At 36.4% G+C, this 25,391-nt stretch carries 22 protein-coding genes; 13 read left to right on the top strand and 9 right to left on the bottom strand.

All coding sequences use genetic code 11. From position 1 onward, the window contains the following. Window positions 1-136: 136 nt before the first annotated feature. From ACY651_RS19940 to ACY651_RS19920, 5 genes are all read left to right on the top strand, one after another. A complete protein-coding gene (locus ACY651_RS19940; protein ID WP_462255270.1) occupies window positions 137-1,573 on the top strand; it encodes a redoxin domain-containing protein in 1,437 nt (478 codons plus the stop codon). A gap of 10 nt (window positions 1,574-1,583) precedes the next feature. Further along, window positions 1,584-3,527, top strand: coding sequence for a peptidylprolyl isomerase (locus tag ACY651_RS19935; RefSeq protein WP_462255269.1), 1,944 nt, complete (start codon window positions 1,584-1,586; stop codon window positions 3,525-3,527). A gap of 103 nt (window positions 3,528-3,630) precedes the next feature. Next, window positions 3,631-4,314 carry a porin family protein gene (locus ACY651_RS19930; RefSeq protein ID WP_462255268.1) on the top strand — a complete coding sequence of 228 codons (684 nt, stop codon included), beginning with the start codon at window positions 3,631-3,633 and terminating at the stop codon, window positions 4,312-4,314. Between the two features lie 148 nt (window positions 4,315-4,462). After that, window positions 4,463-4,987 carry a DUF6036 family nucleotidyltransferase gene (locus ACY651_RS19925; protein ID WP_462255267.1) on the top strand — a complete coding sequence of 175 codons (525 nt, stop codon included), beginning with the start codon at window positions 4,463-4,465 and terminating at the stop codon, window positions 4,985-4,987. Beyond that, window positions 4,987-5,172 (top strand): hypothetical protein, encoded by a 186-nt coding sequence (locus tag ACY651_RS19920; RefSeq protein ID WP_462255266.1) that lies wholly within the window; start codon window positions 4,987-4,989, stop codon window positions 5,170-5,172. Before ACY651_RS19925 ends, ACY651_RS19920 begins: the two co-directional genes overlap by 1 nt. Window positions 5,173-5,214: 42 nt before the next feature. Here ACY651_RS19920 and ACY651_RS19915 read toward each other — a convergent pair whose 3' ends face one another. Continuing rightward, window positions 5,215-6,168, bottom strand: coding sequence for a methylenetetrahydrofolate reductase (locus tag ACY651_RS19915; protein WP_462255265.1), 954 nt, complete (start codon window positions 6,166-6,168; stop codon window positions 5,215-5,217). 118 nt (window positions 6,169-6,286) lie between these two features. Between ACY651_RS19915 and lptB the strand changes: the two genes are divergently transcribed. From lptB to ACY651_RS19875, 8 genes are all read left to right on the top strand, one after another. After that, on the top strand, window positions 6,287-7,357 hold the full coding sequence (lptB, locus tag ACY651_RS19910) for an LPS export ABC transporter ATP-binding protein (protein ID WP_462255264.1): 1,071 nt from the start codon (window positions 6,287-6,289) through the stop codon (window positions 7,355-7,357). A 57-nt stretch (window positions 7,358-7,414) separates the two neighbouring features. Continuing rightward, on the top strand, window positions 7,415-8,923 hold the full coding sequence (locus tag ACY651_RS19905; RefSeq protein WP_462255263.1) for a GH3 auxin-responsive promoter family protein: 1,509 nt from the start codon (window positions 7,415-7,417) through the stop codon (window positions 8,921-8,923). A gap of 8 nt (window positions 8,924-8,931) precedes the next feature. Beyond that, entirely contained in the window at window positions 8,932-9,774 is an 843-nt protein-coding gene (locus tag ACY651_RS19900) for a DUF3667 domain-containing protein (RefSeq protein ID WP_462255262.1), read from the top strand. 9 nt (window positions 9,775-9,783) lie between these two features. After that, window positions 9,784-10,539, top strand: coding sequence for a 3-oxoacyl-[acyl-carrier-protein] reductase (gene fabG, locus ACY651_RS19895; RefSeq protein WP_462255261.1), 756 nt, complete (start codon window positions 9,784-9,786; stop codon window positions 10,537-10,539). Window positions 10,540-10,728: 189 nt separating this feature from the next. Continuing rightward, window positions 10,729-10,935: a hypothetical protein gene (locus ACY651_RS19890; RefSeq protein WP_462255260.1), complete on the top strand. Its 207-nt coding sequence runs from the start codon at window positions 10,729-10,731 to the stop codon at window positions 10,933-10,935. A gap of 90 nt (window positions 10,936-11,025) precedes the next feature. Continuing rightward, window positions 11,026-12,729 carry a peptidase domain-containing ABC transporter gene (locus ACY651_RS19885; protein WP_462255259.1) on the top strand — a complete coding sequence of 568 codons (1,704 nt, stop codon included), beginning with the start codon at window positions 11,026-11,028 and terminating at the stop codon, window positions 12,727-12,729. 10 nt (window positions 12,730-12,739) lie between these two features. Continuing rightward, complete coding sequence (locus tag ACY651_RS19880) at window positions 12,740-14,047, top strand: HlyD family secretion protein (protein ID WP_462255258.1); 1,308 nt, start codon at window positions 12,740-12,742, stop codon at window positions 14,045-14,047. A 1-nt stretch (window position 14,048) separates the two neighbouring features. Next, window positions 14,049-15,455, top strand: coding sequence for a TolC family protein (locus ACY651_RS19875; RefSeq protein WP_462255257.1), 1,407 nt, complete (start codon window positions 14,049-14,051; stop codon window positions 15,453-15,455). A 42-nt stretch (window positions 15,456-15,497) separates the two neighbouring features. On the opposite strand, the gene ACY651_RS19870 is transcribed toward ACY651_RS19875, so the two are convergent. From ACY651_RS19870 to ACY651_RS19835, 8 genes are all read right to left on the bottom strand, one after another. Beyond that, window positions 15,498-16,241 carry a TerC family protein gene (locus ACY651_RS19870; protein ID WP_462255256.1) on the bottom strand — a complete coding sequence of 248 codons (744 nt, stop codon included), beginning with the start codon at window positions 16,239-16,241 and terminating at the stop codon, window positions 15,498-15,500. Window positions 16,242-16,287: 46 nt separating this feature from the next. Further along, on the bottom strand, window positions 16,288-18,144 hold the full coding sequence (locus ACY651_RS19865) for a proton-conducting transporter transmembrane domain-containing protein (protein ID WP_462255255.1): 1,857 nt from the start codon (window positions 18,142-18,144) through the stop codon (window positions 16,288-16,290). A gap of 97 nt (window positions 18,145-18,241) precedes the next feature. Continuing rightward, window positions 18,242-20,857 (bottom strand): YbcC family protein, encoded by a 2,616-nt coding sequence (locus tag ACY651_RS19860; protein WP_462255254.1) that lies wholly within the window; start codon window positions 20,855-20,857, stop codon window positions 18,242-18,244. Window positions 20,858-20,876: 19 nt separating this feature from the next. Then, window positions 20,877-21,620 carry a carbonate dehydratase gene (can, locus tag ACY651_RS19855; RefSeq protein ID WP_462255253.1) on the bottom strand — a complete coding sequence of 248 codons (744 nt, stop codon included), beginning with the start codon at window positions 21,618-21,620 and terminating at the stop codon, window positions 20,877-20,879. A gap of 13 nt (window positions 21,621-21,633) precedes the next feature. Beyond that, a complete protein-coding gene (locus tag ACY651_RS19850) occupies window positions 21,634-23,253 on the bottom strand; it encodes a SulP family inorganic anion transporter (protein WP_462255252.1) in 1,620 nt (539 codons plus the stop codon). 176 nt (window positions 23,254-23,429) lie between these two features. Then, window positions 23,430-23,747, bottom strand: coding sequence for a hypothetical protein (locus tag ACY651_RS19845; RefSeq protein ID WP_462255251.1), 318 nt, complete (start codon window positions 23,745-23,747; stop codon window positions 23,430-23,432). Window positions 23,748-24,069: 322 nt separating this feature from the next. Then, the gene (locus ACY651_RS19840; protein ID WP_462255250.1) at window positions 24,070-24,759 is read right to left on the bottom strand and encodes a DUF4197 domain-containing protein; all 690 of its coding nucleotides are present in this window, start codon (window positions 24,757-24,759) and stop codon (window positions 24,070-24,072) included. A 1-nt stretch (window position 24,760) separates the two neighbouring features. Then, on the bottom strand, window positions 24,761-25,391 hold a 631-nt coding region (locus ACY651_RS19835), incomplete at its 5' end, for an enoyl-CoA hydratase/isomerase family protein (RefSeq protein WP_462255249.1).

The raw sequence follows: 25,391 nt of genomic DNA, 5'->3' as shown, positions 1-25,391 counted from the left end.
GCCCTGTGCCTTAAACAGCAACTATACCTTACAATTTAAAATTTTACTGCACACTCAATAGCTCTCCGTTGTTGCTAACACTGCCGCAAATGCAAATTATCAGCGATTTTAAATACATTTGCTATCCTAAAATAATATGAAAAAATATACCTTTTTCCTTTTAGCAATATTTGGCAGCAGCCTGTGTTTTGCACAGGGTTACCAAATAACATTACAGGCGCAGCAATACAAAAGCGGCATTGCTTATTTAACTTACTACATGGGCAGCAATTTAAATATTGCCGACTCTGCCGCAGTAAGCAATACCGGCATGGCCATATTTAAAGGCAAACAAAAATTACCCGGCGGTATTTATGCTGTTGTTTTTCCGGATAAAAATTTACGAACAGATTTTTTGATTGATAAAGAACAAAAAATTACTGTTAAGGCAGATACTACTGACCTTGTAAATAAAACAACCGTTACTGGCTCATCTGCCAATTTATTGTATGTGCAATACCAAAAATATGTTGCTAAAAAAGGTAAGCAACTGCAGGATGAAAGAATGGCGTATATGTCATCAAAAACAAAACAAGATTCTCTAACCCACGAAAAAAATTACAACTTATATAATACCGAATTAAATACTTACCGTGACGGTATTATAAAAAATCAGCCAGCTTCTATGATGGCCGCTTTGCTTAAAGCAATGAAAGAACCTTCGGTACCGGCAAACATTCCGGTAACAAAGCAGGATACAATAAATAATTATAATTATTATAAAGCACATTACTGGGATGGTGTAACTTTTATGGACGACAGGATTATACGCACCCCTTTCTTTTTAAAAAGAATTGAACGGTATTACCGGGAAGTAATTTCACCATCACCCGACAGCATTATAAAAGATGTGGATTATAAATTACTGCTGGCACGTACAAGTCCCGAGATGTATAAGTTTTTATTAAACTGGTTAACGGATGAATACATTAACCCAAAATACATGGGGCAGGATGCTGTGTTTGTACATCTTTTTGAAAAATACCACAGCAAAGGATTAACCAGCTGGCTTAACGAAAAACAAATGGAAGCCATAAGCCGCCGTGCTTATATGCTGATGGCTAATCTAATTGGCGAAAAAGCTGCTAATCTGGATATGATTGACAGTGCCGGAAAACCCTCACCACTTTACAATGTTGCTGCTGATTATACTGTAATTATTTTTTGGGACCCCAACTGCGGCCACTGCAAAGAAGAAGTGCCAAGACTAGATTCTATTTACCAGGCCAGCTGGAAAAAGCATAATGTAAAAATTTATGCGGTACTGTCACCCGATGATAAAGAAAACCCAAAACCCGAATGGATAAAATTTATTAATGAACATAAGCTTACCGAATGGACACATGTATATAAAACCAAAGCTATGGAAGAGGCAGATTTTGCTGCACAAAAACCGGGCTTCAGGCAGTTGTACGATATTACGCTTACACCAACCTTATATTTACTGGATAAAGACAAACATATAGTTGGAAAAAAACTAACACTGCTTCAGTTAAACGAACTGCTTGAAGTAAAATGGAAAACTAAACCTTAAAACTCCACTGATGATGAAACGTATTTTATTACTGCTTACCCTTGCGTTTAATTTTTCTGCTTTATTTTCTCAAACACTTTTTACCTATGGCAGTAATGCTGTTGATAAAGCAGAATTTTTAAGGGCTTACAATAAAAATAAAACAACCACCGACGATAAAGAAAAATCGTTAAGGGAATACCTTGATCTCTATTCAAAATTTAAATTAAAAGTAAAAGCTGCCAGGGATACCAAACTGGATACATTGCCTCAGCTTGCTGCCGACTTACAAAACTTTCGCAGCCAGATTGAAGAAACTTATATGACCAATGACGATGCGATGAATACATTGATTGATGAAGCATTCACCAATTCTAAAAAAGATTTGCATGTTATTCATTTTTTTACAGCACTAAATGCCAAGACAACCCTGGCAGATTCTGTAAAAGCAGTAAAAGCAATGCAAAAAATATATGGCGAGGTAATGGGCGGTAAAAAAGATTATGAAAAATTAGCTACAGATGCCTCTGATGCTGCTGTAAAAATAAAAGCTTCGGATATTGGTTATATTACTGCCTTTTCTGTACCATACGAGTATGAAAAAATTATTTACAGTTTAAAAAATGGTGAAGCCAGTAAACCATACCGTTCTAAAAACGGTTTGCATATTTTTAAAGTTGTTGACGAAAGAAAGGGAATGGGCAAATGGAAAATTGCACAAATACTTTTTTCTATTCCTCCTGGCGATGAAACAGCCAATAATAAATTAATACAGCAAAAAGCTGATTCCATTTATTTAAAACTGCAGGCCGGTGCCAGCTTTGATGAAATGGCAAAACTGTACAGCGATGATAAATTAACATACACCTCAGGCGGTAACATGCCCGAGTTTACCACCGGAAAATATGAGCAGCCTTTTGAAGCAGCCGTTTTTAAATTAACAAAAGATGGAGAAATATCAAAACCATTTGCTACGCAGTATGGCCTTCATATTGTAAAAAGAATACGTGCAGAGCCGGTGCAAACTACAAAAGCCGATGCTGCTTATATGTACGAAATAAAACAAAAAGTTTTGCAGGATGGAAGGGTAAACAATGCCAAAGATATTTTTACAAAAGCTGTTATTAAAACCGTTAACTACAAAAAAAATACAGCCGTAAAAGATGCCGATTTATTTCGCTATGCCGATAGTATTGCAACAAACCCTGCAGTAAACGGTACAAAAGTATTTCCTGTAAGTAATAAAATAATTTTCACTTCTGCCAAAGGCAATATTAAAGGAGCAGAGTGGTTAAGTTTTATAAGAGAGTATAAAACCAACCCTGAAATATATAAAGGCGAAAGCAATGCCGCATTGTTACAAAAATTTATAACTGTAAAATCGCTGGAATATTATAAAGCACATTTAGAAGATTACAGTGCTGAGTTTCGCTACCAAATGGAGGAATTTAAAGAGGGTAATATGTTGTTTGAAATAATGGAAAGAAAAGTGTGGAGCAGTGCCGTAAACGACAGTGCCGGGTTGGCTAAATATTACTTAATTCATAAAAGTAAATATGTGTGGGCCGCCAGTGCCGATGTAATTATTTTTAACTGCAGTAATAAAAAATCTGCAGACCTGTCACTTGTTGCTGTAAAAGATGGAAAAAACTGGAAGAAAATTGCAGAAGAAAGTAATAACACCATACAGGCAGATTCGGGCAGGTACGAATTGGCACAAATAGCATTAGCTGATGGCGCACCACCGGCTGCAGGAACTATTACATCCATTATGGTTAACCCCTCCGATGGTACTGCCGGTTTTATAATGATATTAAAAATGTATCCTGCAAATGAACAGCGGACCTTTGAAGAAGCAAGGGGGTTGGTAATAAATGATTATCAAAATGTGATGGAAGAAAAATGGATTGAGGAATTGAGGAGAAAATATCCCGTTAAAACAGATGAAGGGGTATTTAAATCCCTGCTTAAATAAAAAATAATTTTCAAGTGATAGTAAAAGCCTGCTTACAAAACCTGTTGGCAGGCTTTTTGCGTATTTGGGTTTAAAATAAACGAAAAATCTAAAACTCACGAAAATGAAAAAATTAATTATGGGCATAGCTATGCTGGTGGCATACGCTAATTCTAACGCACAATTTTATTTGCAGGGCGGGCTTAACCTGGCCAACATTACAAAAACAAACGATGGCCACACCGAAAAAAATAATATGCTGGCCAGTTTTAATGCCGGTTTTATGGGCAGGTTTGGCTTATCAAAAACAGTTGATTTAGAAAGTGGATTACTGCTTACAGGCCATGGCTCCAAAGCGGAAAGTTATTTTAACGGCGGCGCCGATTATATAAAATCTACTTTTAATCCTTTGTATGTAGAGTTGCCCTTAAATCTTGTTTTAAGTATCCCGATGGAAAAAAATACCGGCGTATTTTTTAATGCAGGTCCTTACATTGCAGTAGGTGTTGGCGGTAAATCCAAAACCGATTCTAAATTCGGTCCGTTAACCTCTTCATCTAACTCATCCATAAAATTCAGTAACGACGATCCGTTTACATCGCAGCAGGAAGATGCAGCTTACAACAAATTAAAACGTTTTGATTATGGTATTAATGCAGGTGGCGGTTTTAGGTTTGAGCATTTAATTTTAAAAGTAAATTACGGTATGGGGTTGGCTAAAATAAACTCTACCGAAAGCAATAATTCGGTTAACGAAAAAAATAAATACCGCACGTTAAGTTTTTCTGTAGGTATTCCGTTGAATTAATAAAGAAATATTTTAAGTAAAAAAACTGGATACCAAAAATATCCAGTTTTTTTATACCCTTAATGTAACCCTTGAAAAATTAAAATCACTATTAGTATAATTTCACTTTCTTATTGCCGGATTTATACAATTGTAGTAGTATTGTGTTATGCTGGATTTTCTAATTAAAATTATACAATACTTCAATGCCAATAATATTGGTTACATGATATCTGGAAGTGTAGCCATGAGTACTTACATATTACCAAGAGCAACAAGAGATATAGATTTTGTAGTACACTTACAACCAAAGGATGTTGAAGCCTTTGCAAATCATTTTAAAGAAGGGTATTATTGTGATATTGCTGCAGTAAGGGATGCGATACAAACACAATCTCTGTTTAATATTATAGATTACAATTCAGGGTTTAAAGCAGATTTTGTAATCCTAAAAAATGAGCCGTTTCGTCAAACTGAATTTAGCAGAAGGGTACAGTCTAATTTTGATGGCACGCCAATATTTTTAGTAAGCCCCGAAGATTTATTAATTTCAAAACTTATCTGGATACAGCAATTGCAAAGCCATATACAAATGGAGGATATAAAAAACCTTGTTGTAATTGAAACTTTAGATTGGCCCTATATTAACAATTGGGTAAAATCGCTAAATCTAAATACCTTTAATTTGTTTTAATGGAAGATACACCACTACATATTAAACAATTGCAACTAAAGGTTTGGCTGGCTAAAACACCAGCCCAACGATTAAAACAATTTTTAGAAGACAATGATGCGTTGCAAAAATTTTGGGCTAAAAATAAAAACGCAAAAGCAACTATTGATAATCAATTAAAAGATAAGCCTGTAATTAATAGATGACCTAAATCATTGCTTAAAACCTATCCTCAAATTCATAATTTCTTACACCAACTCCTTCACCACATTCGCAATTAAATTGGGCCTGCCCAAAGTATAATAATGCAATACTGGCACTCCGAATTTTTTTAATTCTCTTGATTGATACAATAACCATTCTGTTCCTACTTTTTCCACTTCTTCGTCAGTTTTACATTTAGCCACTTCGTTACTTAAGGCAGCAGGCAAATCAATATGAAAAACTTTAGGCAGCAACGTCAATTGCTTTTGTGTATAAATTGGTTTTAATCCCGGAATGATAGGAACGGTAATACCCATATCCCTGCAGGCTTTTACAAAAGCATAAAATTTTTCATTATCAAAAAACATTTGTGTTACAATATAATCGGCACCCAAATCAACTTTGTGTTTTAAATATTGTAAATCGCTATCCATGTTAGGCGCTTCAAAATGTTTCTCAGGGTAGCCGGCAATGCCAACACAAAACTTTGTTTGATTGGTATTTCTAAGATCTTCTTCCTGGTAAATACCTGCATTTAAATCCACCACCTGTTTTAGTAAATCGCTGGCATAATTATGGCCACCGGGTTCGGGGGAAAATCCGGCTTCATTTTTTGCAGCATCGCCACGTAATACCAAAACATTATCAATACCCAGGTAATTCAGGTTAATTAAAGCATCTTCGGTGTCATTAATATTAAAGCCTCCGCAAATTAAATGCGGTACCGTATCCACACTGTATTTATTCATAATGGCCGCACAAATACTTTCGGTACCGGGGCGCTTACGCACCACCACTTTTGCAAAACTGCCATCAGCATTTTTTTTAAATACATGTTCACTTCTGTGATACGTTACATTTATAAAAGATGGTTTAAATTCCATCAACGGATCTAAATGTTTGTATAAAGATTGAATGCCCTTACCTTTTAATGGAGGAAGAATTTCGAACGAAACTAAAGTGTCTTTTGCCTGGTTAATGTGGTCTATTACTTTCATTGTTTTTAAAATATCTGCAAACATAGTTAACAAAGCATAAAGCACAAACTGCTGTTAAATAAAAGTTGGTATAGTCTTATTTATCGCTTTACATTATTTTTGTTATAAACTCTTTAATTTGAGCCTTACTATACACACCAAAAACTTAGTAAAAATTTACGGCAGCCGTACTGTGGTAAACAATGTTTCCTTTAATGTAAAGCAGGGGGAAATAGTTGGTTTGCTGGGGCCCAATGGCGCAGGTAAAACCACTTCGTTTTACCAGGTGGTGGGTTTAATAAAGCCCGATGAAGGCGAAGTTTTTTTAAACGATATCAATATTACCAAACTGCCCATGTATAAAAGGGCGCAAATGGGTATTGGCTATTTACCGCAGGAAGCCAGTGTGTTTAGAAAATTAAGTGTGGAAGATAATATTACCGCCGTGCTGGAAATGACAAAACTTTCTAAACAGCAACAAAAAGAAAAATTAGAAAGTTTGCTGGATGAATTTCGTTTACAGCGGGTGCGTAAAAATAATGGCGACACATTAAGCGGCGGCGAACGCAGAAGAACTGAGATTGCCCGTGCCTTAGCTGTTGACCCCAAATTTATTTTATTAGATGAACCTTTTGCAGGTGTTGACCCAATTGCAGTGGAGGACATACAAGCCATTATTGCAAAATTGAAATATAAAAATATTGGTATCCTCATTACGGATCATAATGTAACTGAAACATTATCTATTTGCGACAGGGCTTATCTGCTGATTGATGGAGAAATATTTACACAGGGAACCGCTGAAGAATTGGCTGCCAATGAACAGGTAAGAAAAAGATATTTAGGCAGAAATTTTATTTTGAAACGTAAAGATTATTTACATGATGAAGCAAGAGAAACAAAAATTTCTCTTGATACATTAATTTATTCAGTTGAAAGTGGTTTGATTAATTTAGAGAATCTTGAAAAAGAACACAGTGCCAATCAAAGGTCTTTTGGATACAGTAAATCAAATGCAGAAGATAATTTACAATTGGATGAATACAGAAGATTTATGGATGAATTGAAAACATCTTTATACACTTACGCTAATGAAAATAATAAAACTGATTTAGTTGCTTTATTCGACAGGTTATATAATGATGGTGGAATAGATACCAAATCGCTTTTAAATAAACTTGATTTTGAACTTAAAGGATTGCAGGAATAACTTATATCTCCACATTGTTTTTATTTACTGCACTTTGTTTTTTATCTTGGCAGTTAAATGAACCTCCTCTCCTCCATAATTTCTAAACTTGCCCGTAACCGTTTTTGGCGGGTACAAAACTGGAGCAATCACCCTGTTGCAGCACAGCGCCAGGTATTGCAGGATCTGGTATCTGCAGGGCAATACACCGAGCTGGGCAGAAAATATCATTTTGAAAAATTATTTACCCTTAAAGAATTTAAAAAACATGTACCCATTCATGAGTACGATGATATAAAAAATTATATCAACCGCATGATGGAAGGAGGCGAAAATATTTTATGGAATACACCTGTAAAATGGTTTGCGCAATCATCGGGCACCACCAGCGATAAAAGTAAATTTATTCCTATCAGCGACGAAAGCCTTACCGATAATCATTTTAAAGCCAGCAAAGATGTACTTACCAATTACTACAATAATTTTCCGGATAGTAATATGCTTACCGGCAAAAGCCTGGTAGTAGGTGGCAGCCACCAGCTAAGTAAAGTAAATGATGAAATTCAGTTTGGCGATTTAAGTGCTGTGCTTATGCAAAATTCTCCCTTTTGGGGGCAATGGCTGCGTACACCCGAATTGAGTGTAGCACTTTTAGATGAATGGGAAAATAAAATTGAACAACTGGCACAAACCACTGCCGATGAAAATGTAACCTCTTTAGCAGGCGTACCCACCTGGACATTAATTTTATTAAAACGTATTTTAAAAATAAAAAATAAACAAACTATAAAAGAGGTGTGGCCCAATTTAGAACTGTATATTAATGGCGGCGTTTCTTTTGTACCCTATAAAGAACAGTTTGATAAAATTATTGGTGCAAAAATTAATTACTTAGAAATATACAATGCCAGCGAAGGTTTTATTGCCGGGCAGGTAAAACCTGATGATGACGGCTTGTTATTATTTACAGAACATGGCATTTTTTACGAGTTTATGCCGGTGGAAGAATATGGAAAAGATAAACCACAAACCGTAGGTTTAAAAAATGTGGTGCTCCATAAAAATTATGCATTGGTAATAAGCACTACCGGTGGGCTATGGCGTTATTTAATTGGCGATACGGTTATTTTTACTTCTATCAATCCTTATAAAATAAAAGTAAGTGGCAGGCTAAAACATTATATGAATGCTTTTGGCGAAGAAGTAATTGTAGATAACACTGACAAAGCTATCGCTGCTGCCTGCGAAAAAACCAATGCATTGGTAAGTGATTATACTGCTGCCCCTGTTTTTTTCAGCGATAATAATAATGGTGCACACGAATGGCTAATTGAATTTGAAAAAGAACCTGATAATATTACCGCTTTTATTTACGAGCTGGACAATGCCTTAAAAGATGTTAACAGCGATTACGAAGCCAAGCGCCATAAAGACATTGCCCTGCGCTTACCCATTGTACATGTGTTACCTAAAGATAGTTTTAATGAATGGCTGAAAAGTAAGGGTAAATTAGGCGGGCAGCATAAAGTGCCCAGGTTGAGTAATGAGAGAAAAATGTTAGAGGAAATATTAAAAATGAATTTCTAAATTTAATAATGGAAAATATTACCTATTGCAAAAATTGCAGCCAGCAACTAACGGGTAAGTTCTGCAGCAATTGTGGCGAAAAAGTTTATACTAATCATGATAAAAATATAGGACATTTTTTTGAAGAGGGTTTTCATTTCATTACACACTTTGATGGAAAGTTTTTCACTACACTTAAAACTGTAATTACAAAACCAGGCCAGCTTTCCCTTGATTATTGTAATGGTGTTAGAAAAAAATATTTTAAGCCACTCTCTTTTTTTTTAGTTGTTGTTGTGCTATACCTGTTATTTCCAAAATTCCAGGGATTGAATATGGCCTTTTCAACTTATGTAAATAAAGAATACAAATATGCTGCTTACGCTTTACCCATTGCAAAAAACAAAATTGCTGTACAAAAAATCAGCGGAAATGAACTTGCTGAACATTACAATGCCAGGTCAGAAAAATTTGCCAAACCATTCCTGCTAATTCTACTGCCGTTTTCGGCAATTCTGCTCTGGATTTTGTTTTTCAAAAGAAAATTGTTTTTTGATCATTTTGTTTTAGGAGTTGAATTAAATGCTATTCTTATCTGCATTCAGTTTTTAATTGCTCCCTTACTGTACACCATTTCTACTGCAATTTATTCCCCTGCTGCAAATTTTTTTGCTGATGATAATTTAAGCCCCTTTTTTATTATTGAAACATCTTTGTTACTTTTTATAATTGTAAAAGCTACAAAAAAGTTTTATAACCAAAATTGGTGGTGGACAATATCAAAATCTGTACTATTTTTAAGTCTTTATATGTTTATTATTATAGACATTTACAAGATGTTACTGTATTTTTCAATCATGTTATTTTTATAAACTACAACAATGAAATTATTAGAAGGAAAAACAGCCATCATTACCGGTGCAGCCCGTGGAATTGGCGAAGCTATTGCATTAAAATTTGCTGAGCATGGCGCCAATGTAGCTTTTACTTTTGTAAGTGATGGCAGTAAAGACAAAGCAAAAGCTTTAGAAGAAAAATTAATTGCACTGGGTGTAAAAGCAAAATCGTACCAAAGCAATGCCGGCGATTTTGCTGCCTGCGAAGTTTTTGTAAACGATGTACTGAAAGAATTTGGCGCTGTAGATATTTGTGTAAACAATGCCGGCATATCAAAAGATAATTTATTGCTGCGGATGACGCTGGAGCAATGGGATGATGTAATGACCACTAATTTGAAGAGTGTGTTTAATATGACCAAGCAGGTTATTCGCCCTATGATGAAAGCCAGAAGTGGCAGCATCATCAACATGAGCAGCGTAATTGGCGAAATGGGTAATGCAGGCCAAAGCAGTTATGCCGCAAGTAAAGCCGGTGTAATTGGGTTTACAAAAAGTGTAGCCAAAGAATTGGGAAGCCGCAACATTCGCTGCAATGCTATTGCCCCGGGTTTTGTAGAAACAGATATGACCAGTTATTTAAAAGAAGGCGAAGGTGCCGAAAAGTATAAAGCTGGTATTCCCCTAGGCCGGTTTGCAAGTGCCGAAGATATTGCTAATGTTACTTTGTTTTTAGCCAGTAACCTCAGCAGTTATGTTACCGGCCAAACTATCAGCGCTTGCGGTGGGCTAAATATTTAGTTTGTTTAATAAATTTATATAAAGCCGTTATTAAAGCTGAACGAGAGGTTTAATTTTACAATTCTTTTACAAACAGATCTTGCTTATATCCCAGGCACAGCCTTTCTTTGCAGTTCTGTAATGAAAATCTTAATTTCTATACTATTATTACTAATAACTGCGTTTTACGTACTGCCTGTTCAAGAAATTTTGGCAGTAACCCCTGATATTTGCATTGTAGATATAGACGAATTAAAAGAAGAAACCATTAAAAAAGAAAAAGCTAAAGAACTCTTTTCTTTTTCCACTGCTTACTCAGTACTTAATGACAGGTACAATAGTACACATCAGTATGTATCATTTATTATTCCTGCTTTCCACCAAACAATAGAAACTCCCCCACCGGACATACTTTAAATTAAATCATAGCACATCCTGCATGTGCTGCTTTTATTTATTACAGCTTTATAATTGCTGTTTTACTTTATTTATTCTAAAAAATTATTCATGACTGGAAAACCCAGCCCTGTTACAAGAATATTAAGTCTTGTAAAACTGGAGCGTAAAGAAATTGCTGCCATTTATTTTTATGCAATATTAAACGGCCTTATACTGCTTGCCATACCTGTAGGTATACAAGCCCTTATAGGTTTTGCTCAAACTACCACCGCATCGGCTTCCATTGTTGTTCTTATTATACTTATAGTAGTAAGTGTTTTTATAGCTGGGGTTTTACAAATTAAACAAATGCAGCTTACCGAAAAAATTCAGCAAAAAATTTTTGTTCGTTACTCTTTTGAAATTGCAAAAAAAATTCCGGCACTTAAATTATCCGGAGTAGATAATTATTATTTACCCGAATTAATCAATCGCTTTTTTGATATTGTAACCCTGCAAAAAAGTCTGGCCAAATTATTACTGGCTTTTCCTTTAGCTATTATACAAATTGTGTTTGGTTTATTACTCTTAGCTTTTTATCACCCGGTGTTTATAGCATTTGGTGTGTTACTCATTTTAATTATATATGGCATCCTGTATTTTTCCGGTACCAAAGGTTTACAAACCAGCCTGCAGGAAAGTACCTACAAATACAAGGTAGCCGGTTGGCTGGAGGAAATGGCGAGGATTATACGCTCTGTAAAATTTGCAAAAACCACCGACTTTCATTTGCAAAAAACAGATGACCTGGTTACCGATTATTTAAACACCAGAACCAGTCATTTTAAAATATTAGAGCTGCAGTTTAAAACACTTATCGGTTTTAAAACATTAGTTACAGCAGCTATGCTGGTAGTGGGCACTTATCTTTTGTTACAACAGCAATTAAATGTGGGCCAGTTTATTGCAGCAGAAATTGTAATACTCACCATTATTACTTCGGTAGAAAAATTGATCAGCAATCTGGATAGTGTGTACGATGTATTAACCTCAGTAGAAAAAATAGAGAAAATTACCGATAAAGAAATTGAAGAAAGTGGTAGTATCATAGTACAAACCCCTTACGGTAATGGTTTAAGTATTGCTATGCAGCAAATATCATTCAGGTATCCCGGTGCCGCCACCAATACATTAAATAACATTTCGTTCAACATTGCTGCAAACGAAAAGGTTTGTATACAGGGCGATGAAGGATTGGGCAAATCTACTCTGTTGCGCTTACTCACGGGTAGCTACAGCAATTTTGAGGGGGCCGTTTTAATAAATGATATGCCTGTAAATAATTACAATTTACAATCGCTTCGTTTACAAACCGGGGTAGTAATAAGCCAGCAGGATATTTTTGAAGGCACTTTAATGGATAACATCTGCATGGGGTTGCCGGAGGTAAATATGCAGGAGGTATTGTCTCTTTGTAATAAAACCGGTTTAACCGCTTTTATAAGTACTTTAAAAAATGGATTTGATACACCCTTATTTGCAACCGGACGTAAACTGCCTGCCCACGCCGTTAAAAAAATATTGTTAATAAGGGCTTTAATTAATCAACCTAAATTATTGCTTTTAGAAGAACCGTGGATTGGCCTTGAAGAACAAAACCAGCAACAAATAAAACAGCTATTGCTTACCGAAATGAATAGAACCACGGTAATAGTAATAACCAAAGATGAAACTTTTGCAACAGCCTGTGATAAAACAATTATTTTAAAAAAAACAGGTTGCACAATAATTAATGGCAACCCACAAATTCCCGGAGGTGGAGAAGATTTATAATAAAACAATTATGAAAACATTAAAAGCATATACCGCCATTTACCGCCATGATAAAACCAGCCGCATAAAATATTGGGGTATTGGTTTTTTAATTGCCATGATAATTATTTTGTTTTTACCATGGACACAAAATATAAGAGCCAGGGGAAGTGTAACCTCTTTAAGGCAGGAACAAAGGCCGCAGCAACTTAATAGTATTATACCAGGCAAAATTGTACAATGGTTTGTAAAAGAAGGCGACCTGGTAAAAGCAGGTGATACTATTTTGCAAATTAGTGAAGTAAAGGAAGAGTACCTGGACCCCAAACTGGTAAGCCGCACCGGTGAGCAATTGGATGCCAAACAAATGAGTGTGCAATATTATAAAAATAAAGTAACCACATCGGCAACGCAAATTAGTGCGCTGGGTAATAACCGCTTGCTTAAGCAAACACAATTGCAAAATAAAATACAACAACTGCAATTAAAACTGCAGAGCGATAGTATGGATAATATTGCTGCAGGCAATGAGTACAGTATTGCCACACAGCAATACAAAAGGCAAAAATCTATGTACGATAGCGGGTTGGTATCGCTAACACAACTGGAGCAACGCAATCAGAGTTTTCAAAATGCATTTGCAAAAAAAATTAGTGCCGAAAATAAAATAGGCAGCACCAGGCAAGAGCTGTTAATAGCCCGTATTGAAATGGATGCTATTAACCAGGATTATACAGAAAAAGTAGCTAAAGCGCAGGGAGATCAATTTCAATCCCTTTCTCAAATTGCAGGCGGGCAGGGCGACGTGGCCAAACTGCAAAACCAATACAGCAACTATAATATCCGCAGCGGTATGTATTTTATTACAGCGCCGCAGGCCGGGCAAATAACCAAGGCAAAAAAAGCTGGTATTGGCGAAATTATTAAGGATGGTGAAATGCTGGTTGAAATTGTACCAGATAAAATTGATTATGCTGTAGAACTTTTTATTGAGCCCATGGACCTTCCCTTAATTTCGGTACAACAGAAAGTACAATTTATGTTTGATGGTTTTCCGGCAATTGTATTTAGTGGCTGGCCCAACTCATCGTACGGTACATTTAGTGGCGAAGTGGTAGCTGTAGAAAATTCAGTAAGTGCCAACGGTAAATTCAGGGTATTAGTAAAGGAAGATATGAGTTATAAAAAAAGATGGCCCAAAGAATTAAAAATCGGCGCTGGTACACAAGGTATTGCCTTATTAAAAAACGTACCGGTATGGTACGAGCTGTGGCGAAATATTAATGGCTTTCCACCGGATTTTTATAAGGCAGCTCATCAAAACGAACAAAAAAAATAAGATGAAAAAAATATTTTCGATTATACTGGTTTTACTTTTTATAAAGAATGGTACTGCAAATGACAGCACCCAAACACTTTCATTAAAAAGTTTTTTACAAATTGTAAAACAGTTTCACCCTGTGGCAAAACAAGCGAACCTGCAGATAGATAAAGCTGCAGCTGGTTTAACTATTGCCAGAGGCAGCTTTGATCCCATACTGGGTAGTGAGGGAAGTAATAAAACTTTTGATGGCACTAATTATTATCAAACCAATACTACCCAATTAAGCATACCTACCTGGTATGGTATTGAATTAAATACTGGCATTGAATATTTGGCGGGCAGCAGAACTAACCCAACAGAAACCATGGGTAAAACAAGTTTTACAGGCCTTAGTATTCCCCTGGCAAAAAATTTGTTGATGGATAAAAGAAGGGCCGCATTGCAGCAGGCTAAAATAATGATAGGGGCGTCCGAACAGGAGAAAAGAATAGTATTAAATGAGTTGATGCTGGATGCAACGGATGCTTACTGGCAATGGGTACAGGCTTATTTAATTTATACCACTTATAATACGGTTATTAGTGTAAATAAAAAAAGGGTCGACTTTATTAGCACAGCTTACCGGCTGGGCGAAAGGCCGGCGATTGATACCATCGAAGCCATTGCACAATTACAGAATTTTGAATACCTGCAAAACAATGCATTGCTGGCTTTGCAAAATACCACCCTGCAGTTAAATACTTTTTTATGGAAACAAAATAACCAGCCTTATGAATTGCCTGCATCAGTTTTGCCGGCAGAAAAAATAGAAAATTTGTACGATGGCATAACTTTTCCGGAGCTGGAAAAAATTATTGCAGATGCAAAAACAGCCCATCCTGAGTTAAGCATCTACACATTTAAATTAAGCGCTTTAAATATTGAAAGAAAATTAAAGTTTCAGGAACTGTTACCAAAGGCTGATTTAAAATATAACCAATTGGGTAAAGGATATAATGTTGCCGCAGCAGCCACTAAAACTTTATTTGATAATAACTACAGGTTTGGTGTAAACTTTAGCATACCGCTGCGGCTAAGCCAGGGCCGTGGCGAATACAAATTGGCCAAAATTAAAATAACCGAAACTGCATTACAGCAAAGCCAAAAAGAAATTGAGATTATAAACAAAGTAAAAAAATATTATAACCAGTTGGTGAACTATAAAATACAGGTAAATCTTTTACAAAAAAATTATTCTAATTATTTACAGTTGCAGCGTGGAGAAGAAACAAAATTTTTTAATGGAGAAAGCTCGTTGTTTTTAGTGAACAGCCGGGAAAATAAAACGCTGGAAACTTTTTTAAAGCTAACTGAAGTAACGATAAAATATAACAAGGCGTCGCTTGAACTGCAATGGGCAGCAGGCCAGTTGTGGCAATATTAATAGCTGAAGATTGCTGCTTAAATTTTGGCGAAAAATAAAAGTTTATGTGGTTTTATCCTGGTTTAATGTTGGTTTTATTTTTACAGCCCTATCTTTTTTTCCAAAAACTTTCATTTGTATTACATCTACCAAAAACGCAAAAGCCATGGCAAAATAAATATAGCCTTTGGGTACGTGTACATCAAACCCTTCAATCAATAAAGTAAAACCTATCAACAGTAAAAAGCTGAGGGCTAAAATTTTAAATGCCGGGTGTTTATTTACAAAATTACTAATGGGGGCTGCAGCTACCAGCATAATTAAAACTGAAATAACTACTGCAACATACATTACCCAAACTTCTTTTACCAAGCCAACTGCGGTAATAATAGAATCTATAGAAAAAACAATATCCAATATCAGTATTTGGCCTATTACCCCTTTTAAAGTAGCCGGTTTTCTTTTTACTTTTTCTTCTCCATCCTCGCCCTCAATTTTACTGTACATTTCTTTGGCGCTTTTATAAATAAGAAAAAGCCCGCCGAGTATCAGTATTAAATCTTTCCCACTGATACCATTATCTAAAACGGTAAATAAATTGGCTTCCAGTTTCATTATAACTGAAATGAGAGTAAGCAGCCCCAGCCTCAAAATCATAGCGAGAATTATTCCCCACCTTCTTGCTTTTTTTTGCTGTTCTTCGGGCAGTTTGCCTGCCAGTATGGAAATAAAAATAATATTATCCAGGCCCAGTACTACTTCCAGTGCTATTAATGTAAGTAAAGAAACAATTATTTCGTAAGTCATATCGGTTTTTGGTCTCCCAAATTGTGTGCCTGTTTATTTAATTATTTTACGATGACCTGAAGGCCACCGGATGATATAATTTTTTATGCGGCCCTAAAAATATACGCAGCAAAATTCTAAATGCCGAAAGTTCAATAAATACAAAGCATAAAGCCATCAAAATAATCAATGGCATTTGATTGCTGTCCACATAGGTAAACAACACATCAATACCAATAAATGCAGCCGTTATAGGAAAACCCAACATACCCATAGCCGCTACTAAAAATAAAAAGCCGGTGGTATTTTCTTCGTACACATACCCATGGTATTGGTTTAGAGAAATATTGTTATCAATCTTTTTAATTTTTTGCAAACAATAATAGCCTAACACAAAAGCCAGCAGTATGCCGCTTACATAAAATATAATTTCAACCAAACTTATATGGGTGGCATTAACCAATACTGCCGCTATTATAAAAAAATGTGCCGTTAATAAATATACCCATGCTTTTAAAGCAGATTGACGGTAAGTAAAAGCAAAAAGTATTACAGCCAGCGCCAAACTCATTAATATTATTGGCAACGCACCATTTAAAGAGGGAAGCATATGCTGGTTGGTATAACCCACAATTAAAAGTGCCCCTGCTGTTATAAAAAGAATACCGCTGATGATTGTAGATTGTAAAAACTGAAATTGTTTTCCCAACCATTTAAAAGGGCTCCACACATAGGTAAACATTATAGTGTCTAAATTCCATTCTTTAATGCTGAGCATATAAAAGGAGGCTTTAAGTTTTGATATTGTTTTTTGCGTGGGCAAAACATAATGAAAAATTTGGTGGTGTACCAAATAGTTTAATACCGACGGGGAAACCAGCAACTGGTACGTTCTTAAAAAAGCATTTCCGGTAAAATGCAGCAATACCAACCAGTGAAAGCCTAATGCTACTTCAATAAACATTAGCCCAATTTGCGCAGCAGATGAATAAGCTATTTGTGTTTTAACCGTTGGCTGCACCCTTGCAATCATGGTTGCAATAATTGCTGTTAATGCACCAATAACAATAATAGTAATTTTTGCCCACCACATATCCTGCCAAAAAGGATGCGTACGCAGCAATAAAAAAACACCAATATGCACACTTACCGAACCATAAAAAATGGCGGAAGAAGCAGTGGGGCCTTCCATTGCCCGTGGCAACCAGGAGGTAAAAGGAAACTGTGCAGATTTTATAGTGGCAGGTAAAATAACCATACAAACAATAAATACAGCCATACCAGTTTGTCCTGTTGCTATAGCCATTTCTTTTGCTTCGCCCAGTTGAGCAAAAGTTATATTTTGATGTGTAAGGTGGTGCATCATCCACATGGCCAGCATGAGTGCCACATCGCTGATGCGGTAATTGGATACTGCTTTAAAAGCATTTTTTACCGGTAAATAGCGGTTACGGTAAAAGGCTATTAATATAAACGAACAAATGCCTTTTATTTCCCAGCCAATAAAAAGTGTTTCAAAATTACCTGCCAGTATAATAAAATTATAAGCTGTTGCAAATAAAAGTATGGTATTAAAAAAACGTTTAAAGCCCTCATCCCGGTGCATGTAATATTTACTAAAAGTGGCTACCAGAAAAAATAGTAAAGCTCCCACAATACTAAACACCATGGTTACTTCATCGTAATATAAATGAATGGCAAAAACAAAATGTTCTGTTTGATAAAGGGTTATTAATTTATGTTCAAGCGCTGTAAAACCATTCAGCATCCACCAGCCGGCAAATAGTACTGTAATAAAAATATTGAACAGCTTTGCAAATTGTACAATTGCACCAATGGCTTTTTCACTTTTATTTTGCCATAGCAGTGTTGCAAAAAATGCCAGCATGGGTACGGCTATAAATAAAATAAGTAGTTGGTTCATTTATAATTTCGGTTTATTAATGTTCAATAAAGATAAAATGCCAGGAATATTATTTAAACTGCAATCAATCTCCTTAGCCACCTTTAGGGGATGGGGCTTAATTTAATAAATACACCGGCAAATTTTCTTCGGTAGCATGTACAATATGATTGGTCTCCATTTCTTTTGCCCCTTCAATAAACTGCTCCATGTTGTGAATAGTTTTTATTTCAGTGGCATTGGTAATGGGTTGGTATTTTACAAACACGCCGTTTTTAAAATAATAAAATTGTTGTTCTGCCGGGTGTAATGCCACAATATGTACCCACTCATTTTTGTACCATTCAAAAACTTCGGGGCTCGATTGAATTGCTTTTAAAACAATATCGGGCTGGTGTTCTACAATCACCAACAACCTAACAGGGTCGTGCACTTCAATCATTTGCCAGGGCAGGCCGGGCCGCAAATCGCCATCGCTGCTGTTGGCCACGCCAAACAAACCCATAACATTATGGGGCAGTTTAGTACCGGCACCCATTTTAATATTATCCACCCTGCTAAAATAATATTCCAGATTAATACCACCACATACCAACCCAATGGGCCGCATAACCGCAGTTAAAATTGTTCCATCAGGATCGGTGGTGTAATCGTAACTGTTTAAAAAAGCTCTTCTGTCTAAAAACAAACCTTTACTGGTTTGCCTGCGGCCAATGATGGCTAAGGTGTTGGTGCCATGCCCTAACTCGGGCCTTGGCTCAAACAACGAAACCGAACGGCTGTGAATGGCTTTGCGTACCTGCTCCAATTCCTGTTTGGTATTAATGGATGCAAACCTTCTGCTGCGTTCTTTTGCATTTAAGTTTAGCGCCGTTTCAAAACTTTGTATGTTGAGCAGGTGTTGTTTTGCATTTTCTGCACTAAGTATATCTTCATCATAATAACCCCACACATCTGCAGCAGTATCATGCATACTGCCAATAAACTGTGTAGTATCCGGAATTACAATTCCCTTTGTGGCCAGCACTTCTCTTACCTTTTTATTATTTAAAATAAAAGACTGCACCCTTGCATTGGTAGCCCCGGGCCTTCCGCTGCAGGCACCACAATCGTGTGCGCCATGATGTGGGTTGTTGGCACTGCTGCTGCCATGCGCCACAAAATAAACGATGGGTGCAAAATGTTTTATTAACCCAATGCCCCGCAAAAAGCCTTCTCCTCTTATTACCATTTCATCCAGTGTATATCCAATCTGCAAACCGTTTTCTGTATCGGTTGTATTTTTATTTTCTATAGTAAGTGCAGATAATTTATCCATGTGCCCATAGGCATTGGATATTGCCGGGCTCATTTTTGGACTGAATAATAATTGTACTTTTTTTGCCAGCGCCCAAAAACCAAAACTGATGCTTAATATAAACCCTGATAAAATACCATGAGTTAATTTGGTATAAATGAGTTCATCTTTTCTTACTGTTTTAGCATTGTATTCTTTAATTAGATATTTAGGTGTAACCGGTGCCGGGCAAAGTTTATCATAAAACTTGCTGCCTTCCTGCTGAAAATAAAACTCTACACCAAAAAAACCGGGGGCACCAAAGGTTTCTGCTTTTTTATTTACTGCTTCAATGTGCCGGCGTATGGAATCTTCTCTTTCATCAATACAAAAAATTGCCTGTAAAGTGGCCCCTCCACCTCCCAAATGGGGGATTTTAGACTCCTCAATAATTGTAGAAATTTCCATCGCAGCAGAGTCTTCGTAAGTTCCTCCTTTAGGGGGCTTAGGGGCCGCAAGTAATATGCCTCTTAAAACAGAATCATAATAACTCCATTCAAAAGCATCCTGCCAAAGTTCTATTACTTCTGCAAATTCTGTTTTATCAACATCTGCCATTAAATTAAGCGGTGGAGCGGTAACACTGTTGGTTAATGGCTGCCATTTATTTCCCAGTGTATGGTTTAATGCATCCAGTTCCAGCAGCAATTCAAATTCCAGTAATTCTTTTAGTGTTATTTGTTTTCTATCCAGCAATGTTTGCGGATTATCTTCTACTGCACTTACAAAACCGCTCCACCCATGATGTGCAAATTGCTGGTCAAATAAATACTGCTCAAAATATTCTTCTTTACCAACAATTGTTTTTAATAATTCCGGTATGGAATAATTGCCCGATAAAAACTGTTGCTTAACGGCTTTTGTTTTAAAGAAACTTATAAAACTGTTTTGCTCCATTTCTTTAATGCTTTGCAAAAAGGGTTTACTTACCACCGGAAAACTTTCTACCGCAATACCCTGGTCTAAAAATGCACACAATATTCTAAATAATAATGGATGCACTTTGTTATCCAGGTCTAAATGATACACGTCTTTCCAGTATTTTCTTAACAGGCCAATACGGGGAAGGTTGATGCTATCATATTCCTTACTGATGAGTTTTTGCTTCCAGCTGTCAATACTATCTTTCCCTTTTTTATTTGCAATTACCATTTGCAGCACATCTTCTCTTATACGGCCTGTTTTATACATCTGCCTGTACTCCGCCAATTCTAAATGCACCTGGAAGCCAAAAATTTTAGACGCCTTAAAGATGGCATCATAAAACTTCATGTGCTGAAAGGCATGTAAAGAATTGTGATGAATAAAATCTTTTAATGCCTGCTGAGACGGCAAAAAATGTTTTAACTCATGTAATACATGGGTTTCATCAAAATGAATACTGTTAGGGTGTTGCATAGTTTTTAATTGTACAAGGTTAACGCTTTGTTTTCAAGCGTTGTACTTTGTGCTTTACTGCCGATTTTTTTACGGGTAATTTTACTACAGGCACAACTGGCTTTATTACAGGAGTTTTTGTTTTTGTACCATTAATACTAAATCTGTAAATACTATCAATATCTTCCTGGCCGTCATGTATTACACTCAGGTCTTTTACTAAACCATCTTTTAAACCATACACCCACCCATGCAAATGTAATTCCCTGTGGCTCCAGGCTTCTTGAACAATAGTTGTTTTAGCCAAGTTGCGTACCTGCTCAATTACATTAAGTTCCGAAAGTCTGTTTGCTTTATCATCTTCATTATTTATAGCTTGCAGTTCTTCCTGGTTTTTAAAATACACATCTTTTATATTTCTTAGCCAGTTATCTACAAAACCATGATAGGTGTTTGTCATAGCAGCTTTTACACCGCCGCAACCATAATGGCCGCAAACAATAATGTGTTTTACTTCCAGGTACTTTACTGCATACTCCAATACGCTCAGCAGGTTAGTATCGGTATGCACTACCAAGTTGGCAATATTGCGGTGCACAAAAATTTCGCCGCTGTGTGTACTGGTAATTTCATTGGCAGGCACCCGGCTATCGCTGCAGCCTATCCATAAATATTCTGGCTTTTGACCTTTAGATAAATTTTCAAAATATTCGGGATTCTGAAATTTTTTTGTTTCAGCATAAATCTTGTTTCCGGTAATTAATTTTTGATATGATTTGTTCATTTTTATAATTTTTTTAATGGCTTGATGAAACGGTATGACTATTGTCAATTTTATACGCTTCCTTAAAGCCTTTTAATTGTAATTGAATATTTTTTAATGGCACTTTAATATCCTTAAACTCTTTTATTAATTCTAATACATCAAAATCAATGTAATGAGTATTTGATGCATCAATAATCACTGATGAGTTGGGAGGCATATGGTCGAGCGTTTGCCTGATTGATGCTTTGTTTAAAAATGACACTTCTTCTGAAAGTTTGATATTGATAGTGTCTCCTTCACTATGCTTTTCTGAATGAAAAAAGTAAGAGTTCTTCAGGTTTCCATGTAAAATAGCCCCTGTAGCAGCAATAATGCCGGCCAATACTCCTATAATAAGCCCTTTGCCACTTAATGCCGGTACAATGGCAAACAGGTCAACAGCAATAATCACCACCACCGTAACAATAAAGGGTATAAACTGGTATTTTCCAGCATTCCAAAAACCTTTAAATACAGCTGGCTTTGCCAGTTTCCAACCGGTTAAAATGAGGATGGCTGCTAATGCGCCTTTGGGAATCATGTTCAATATCCCCGGAATTAAAATTACAGTTAACAGTAACAAGATCGCATGTAAAATTGCAGAAAGCTTTGTTTTAGCTCCTGCATTAACATTAGCACTGCTTCTTACAATTACGCTTGTTATAGGCAGCCCTCCAATTAATCCAGATAATGTGTTACCCGTGCCTTGTGCAATCAATTCCCTGTTGGTATTGGTTAGCCTTCTTTCGGGATCCAGGTTATCAACCGCCTCTATACTTAATAAGGTTTCTAACGAAGCTATTATGGCAATAATGAAACCATACATAATTACAGTACCGTTTGTAAATCCATTAAAATCAGGCAGCGTAAAAAAACCCAAAAACTCACGGGCATTTTTTGCAACAGGCAATACTATCAGGTGAGATTCTTCTATAATTTGCAAATTGCTGCTTGCTGCAATCCAGATTTGATTGAGTGCAATACCGAAAACTACGGCTACCAATGCGCTGGGGATATAAGGTAGTTTTTTCTTTAGTGGAGATTTATCCCATAATACCATTATCAGTATAGACAGCAGTGAAATGATTACTACGCCCACTTCAATTTTTTGTAACGGAACAAGCAGTTCGTGCCAATCGCCTCCGGTGAAAGGTAGTACGTCAATAAGATGGCCCGACTCATCTTTATCTCTGCCGAATATGTGAGGAATTTGCTTGGCAATAATTAATATTCCAATACTGGTGAGCAAACCTTTAATTACGCTGGAAGGAATATAATTTGCGATGCCGCCCAACTTTAATACGCCTAATACAATTTGGATTATACCGGCCAGCACAACTGCACATAAAAAAAGGCCATAGCTCTCTAACCCCCCTAAGGCGATAATAGCGCCGGATACTAAAGTAGCCAACCCGGCAGCCGGACCACTTACACTCAATGGCGAATTACTTAACGAACCTACCACCAGGCCGCCAATAATACCGGCAATTAAACCGCTAAAGGGTGTTGCTCCGCTGGCTACCGCAATGGCTATACATAATGGTAGGGCCACCAAAAAAACTACCAGGCCTGCGGGTAAATCTGCTTTCAGGTTTTTTAAATTCAAGTTCATGATAAATAGTTAGTTTGTATAACATTATTGTTCCGTCAGCAAAAGCTAATGAAAAGATTTAAAAGAAATTAAGTGTTATTTTTTAGTTGTTCAAACAAGATAAATTTTTACCTCTTAATTCAATGCATACCGCATATGGATTAATAACATGCTAAAAGAATGGGCGGAAAAATAAGTTAAGCCACATTGGGCGGGGGCGCATGAAGTTCGCCATGAAAAGCAATGTAGGTAGTGGAGTTTTCTAAAATATGATTCTGCGAAGTTTTAACATCGCTGTAATCTTCTGCATGTTGGTCGTGCAGAAATTCTTCGGAAAGGCTATTGCTGCTGTTAGGCACCTTTTCCTCAATATTGTTATTGGCATTATCCGAACAGTCGTCACTACTATCACCCACCGGAAGTTCTGCCATCAGCGTTTTTTGTTGTTTAGCTAAATTCTCCTGTGTACTCATTATAAATGGAGTGCTTACAGTTAACCATAACAGGGTGAGCATCAAAAAAATTGATGACGCCTTTTGAAAAATTGTATATGATTTGTTGGTTTTCTTCATTAAATGTGGTGCAAATTAGCATTTTAGTGTTTGTTCACCAAATGATTGGTGCCTGTATTTAAAAAAATTACATTAATATGATTATTATAACGCTGTTTAGTATGCTGCTATTGCTTTTTAATAACCCTGTTAAATAAATAACAACAAAATCTGTACAAGTTTAAACACCAGAAATATATGGATTAGTTGCATCAACATCCTTGCATATACAGATTTACATGGCTGGGAGTATAATTTAAGAGATGGCGTTTTTGAATACTATAATTTATAGTTTGCTCATTTGTGCCGAAAAAACTTTTTGTAATAAATTAGTCGTTCTTGCTTCAGCCTTTGTACGGATTTCAATTTCCTTTTCTGCAATTTTATTAAACATTAAATTAGCCACCAGGCCACTCATTAAATTACCAAGGTCGAGATTTAATTTATCGCCTGCAAAAAGTTGTGCCGGCGCCGTAATCTTTTTCCACTCACTTGCCAGTTTGTATTCATCCAGCGCATTGTTCATAGCTGGTGTTATTGCTTTACGTAAACTGTCGCCAATGGTTTTACGCAAATAATCTGTAGCCGAAGTGCTGCCATTTTTTACAATACTTACTGCATCTTTTATATTCATCTTTTTAATACCCAATAAAAAAACCGGAACAGATTTTTCTGCAGTTGCTTCGGCCGCCGTGCCCAATGTGGCAGTAAAGCGGTTCACTTCTTTACTCAGTCCTAAAGTTTCCAGTGTACTTAGCACTGGTTTTAATTCTTCAGGAAATATTGCACTCATCAATGTTTCTTTAGAGATCATTCCCTTTTTACTCAATACATTTCCCCCGGTAGTAGTGCCGACAGAGAGCATTTCCCTGATGGCCATTTCTGCATCCTGTGCAGTAAATAATTTTTTTACGCCTGCGCAGGAAGATAATAAAAATATAATTGAAAGGCAGCTGAAAGCAATTAGTTTCTTCATTTTAAACTTTTGCTTTAAATTTTTCAATGGCTTTTTTTGTAAACTCACTCAGTACCAAACGGCCACTGATAGCCGCTCTTTCTTTTAATAATTCATCCCAGTGCTCTGTACCTTTCCAAAATATTTTTTTCATTTCGGCCATTGCCTTGGGGTTAGAATGTGCTAAATTATTAGACAGCCGGTAAATTGCTTCATCCATATTTTCAATACTCTCATGCACTTCGGCAAACAAGCCTTTTCTTTTGGCCCAGTCGCTGTTGCGCCACATAGTTGCATCAATCGATAAGGTGCTGAAAGCTGCTGTACCAATTTTTCTTTCCACCGCCGGGCCTACTACAAACGGTCCAATGCCTACAGCCAGTTCGCTTAATTTTACTTCGGCTTTATCTGTTGCAATGGCATAATCAACTGCGGCCGCAATACCTACACCGCCGCCAACACACTTGCCCTGTATCCTTCCAATTATAAATTTGGGGCATTTACGCATAGCATTAATAACATGGGCAAAACCACTGAAAAACTTTAACCCTTCACTTTCATTTTTTATAGCAATCAATTCGTCAAAGGAAGCACCGCTGCAAAAAGTTTTATCACCTGCACTTTTTAAAATAATCACTTTGGTATCGTCATGC

The organism is Ferruginibacter sp. (genome assembly GCF_031391665.1).
Classification (GTDB): Bacteria; Bacteroidota; Bacteroidia; order Chitinophagales; family Chitinophagaceae; genus Ferruginibacter.
The sequence above is the reverse complement of the archived record's forward strand: the minus strand, read 5'-3'. Positions and strand labels throughout refer to the sequence as shown.

Bases quoted from the DNA above. Each gene is read 5' to 3' on its own strand.
- ACY651_RS19940 (WP_462255270.1), top strand. From the start codon at position 137: ATGAAAAAATATACCTTTTTCCTTTTAGCAATATTTGGCAGCAGCCTG.
- ACY651_RS19935 (WP_462255269.1), top strand. From the start codon at position 1,584: ATGATGAAACGTATTTTATTACTGCTTACCCTTGCGTTTAATTTTTCT.
- ACY651_RS19930 (WP_462255268.1), top strand. From the start codon at position 3,631: ATGAAAAAATTAATTATGGGCATAGCTATGCTGGTGGCATACGCTAAT.
- ACY651_RS19925 (WP_462255267.1), top strand. From the start codon at position 4,463: ATGCTGGATTTTCTAATTAAAATTATACAATACTTCAATGCCAATAAT.
- ACY651_RS19920 (WP_462255266.1), top strand. From the start codon at position 4,987: ATGGAAGATACACCACTACATATTAAACAATTGCAACTAAAGGTTTGG.
- ACY651_RS19915 (WP_462255265.1), bottom strand. From the start codon at position 6,168: ATGAAAGTAATAGACCACATTAACCAGGCAAAAGACACTTTAGTTTCG.
- ACY651_RS19905 (WP_462255263.1), top strand. From the start codon at position 7,415: ATGAACCTCCTCTCCTCCATAATTTCTAAACTTGCCCGTAACCGTTTT.
- ACY651_RS19900 (WP_462255262.1), top strand. From the start codon at position 8,932: ATGGAAAATATTACCTATTGCAAAAATTGCAGCCAGCAACTAACGGGT.
- fabG (WP_462255261.1), top strand. From the start codon at position 9,784: ATGAAATTATTAGAAGGAAAAACAGCCATCATTACCGGTGCAGCCCGT.
- ACY651_RS19885 (WP_462255259.1), top strand. From the start codon at position 11,026: ATGACTGGAAAACCCAGCCCTGTTACAAGAATATTAAGTCTTGTAAAA.
- ACY651_RS19880 (WP_462255258.1), top strand. From the start codon at position 12,740: ATGAAAACATTAAAAGCATATACCGCCATTTACCGCCATGATAAAACC.
- ACY651_RS19875 (WP_462255257.1), top strand. From the start codon at position 14,049: ATGAAAAAAATATTTTCGATTATACTGGTTTTACTTTTTATAAAGAAT.
- ACY651_RS19870 (WP_462255256.1), bottom strand. From the start codon at position 16,241: ATGACTTACGAAATAATTGTTTCTTTACTTACATTAATAGCACTGGAA.
- ACY651_RS19865 (WP_462255255.1), bottom strand. From the start codon at position 18,144: ATGAACCAACTACTTATTTTATTTATAGCCGTACCCATGCTGGCATTT.
- ACY651_RS19860 (WP_462255254.1), bottom strand. From the start codon at position 20,857: ATGCAACACCCTAACAGTATTCATTTTGATGAAACCCATGTATTACAT.
- can (WP_462255253.1), bottom strand. From the start codon at position 21,620: ATGAACAAATCATATCAAAAATTAATTACCGGAAACAAGATTTATGCT.
- ACY651_RS19850 (WP_462255252.1), bottom strand. From the start codon at position 23,253: ATGAACTTGAATTTAAAAAACCTGAAAGCAGATTTACCCGCAGGCCTG.
- ACY651_RS19845 (WP_462255251.1), bottom strand. From the start codon at position 23,747: ATGCTCACCCTGTTATGGTTAACTGTAAGCACTCCATTTATAATGAGT.
- ACY651_RS19840 (WP_462255250.1), bottom strand. From the start codon at position 24,759: ATGAAGAAACTAATTGCTTTCAGCTGCCTTTCAATTATATTTTTATTA.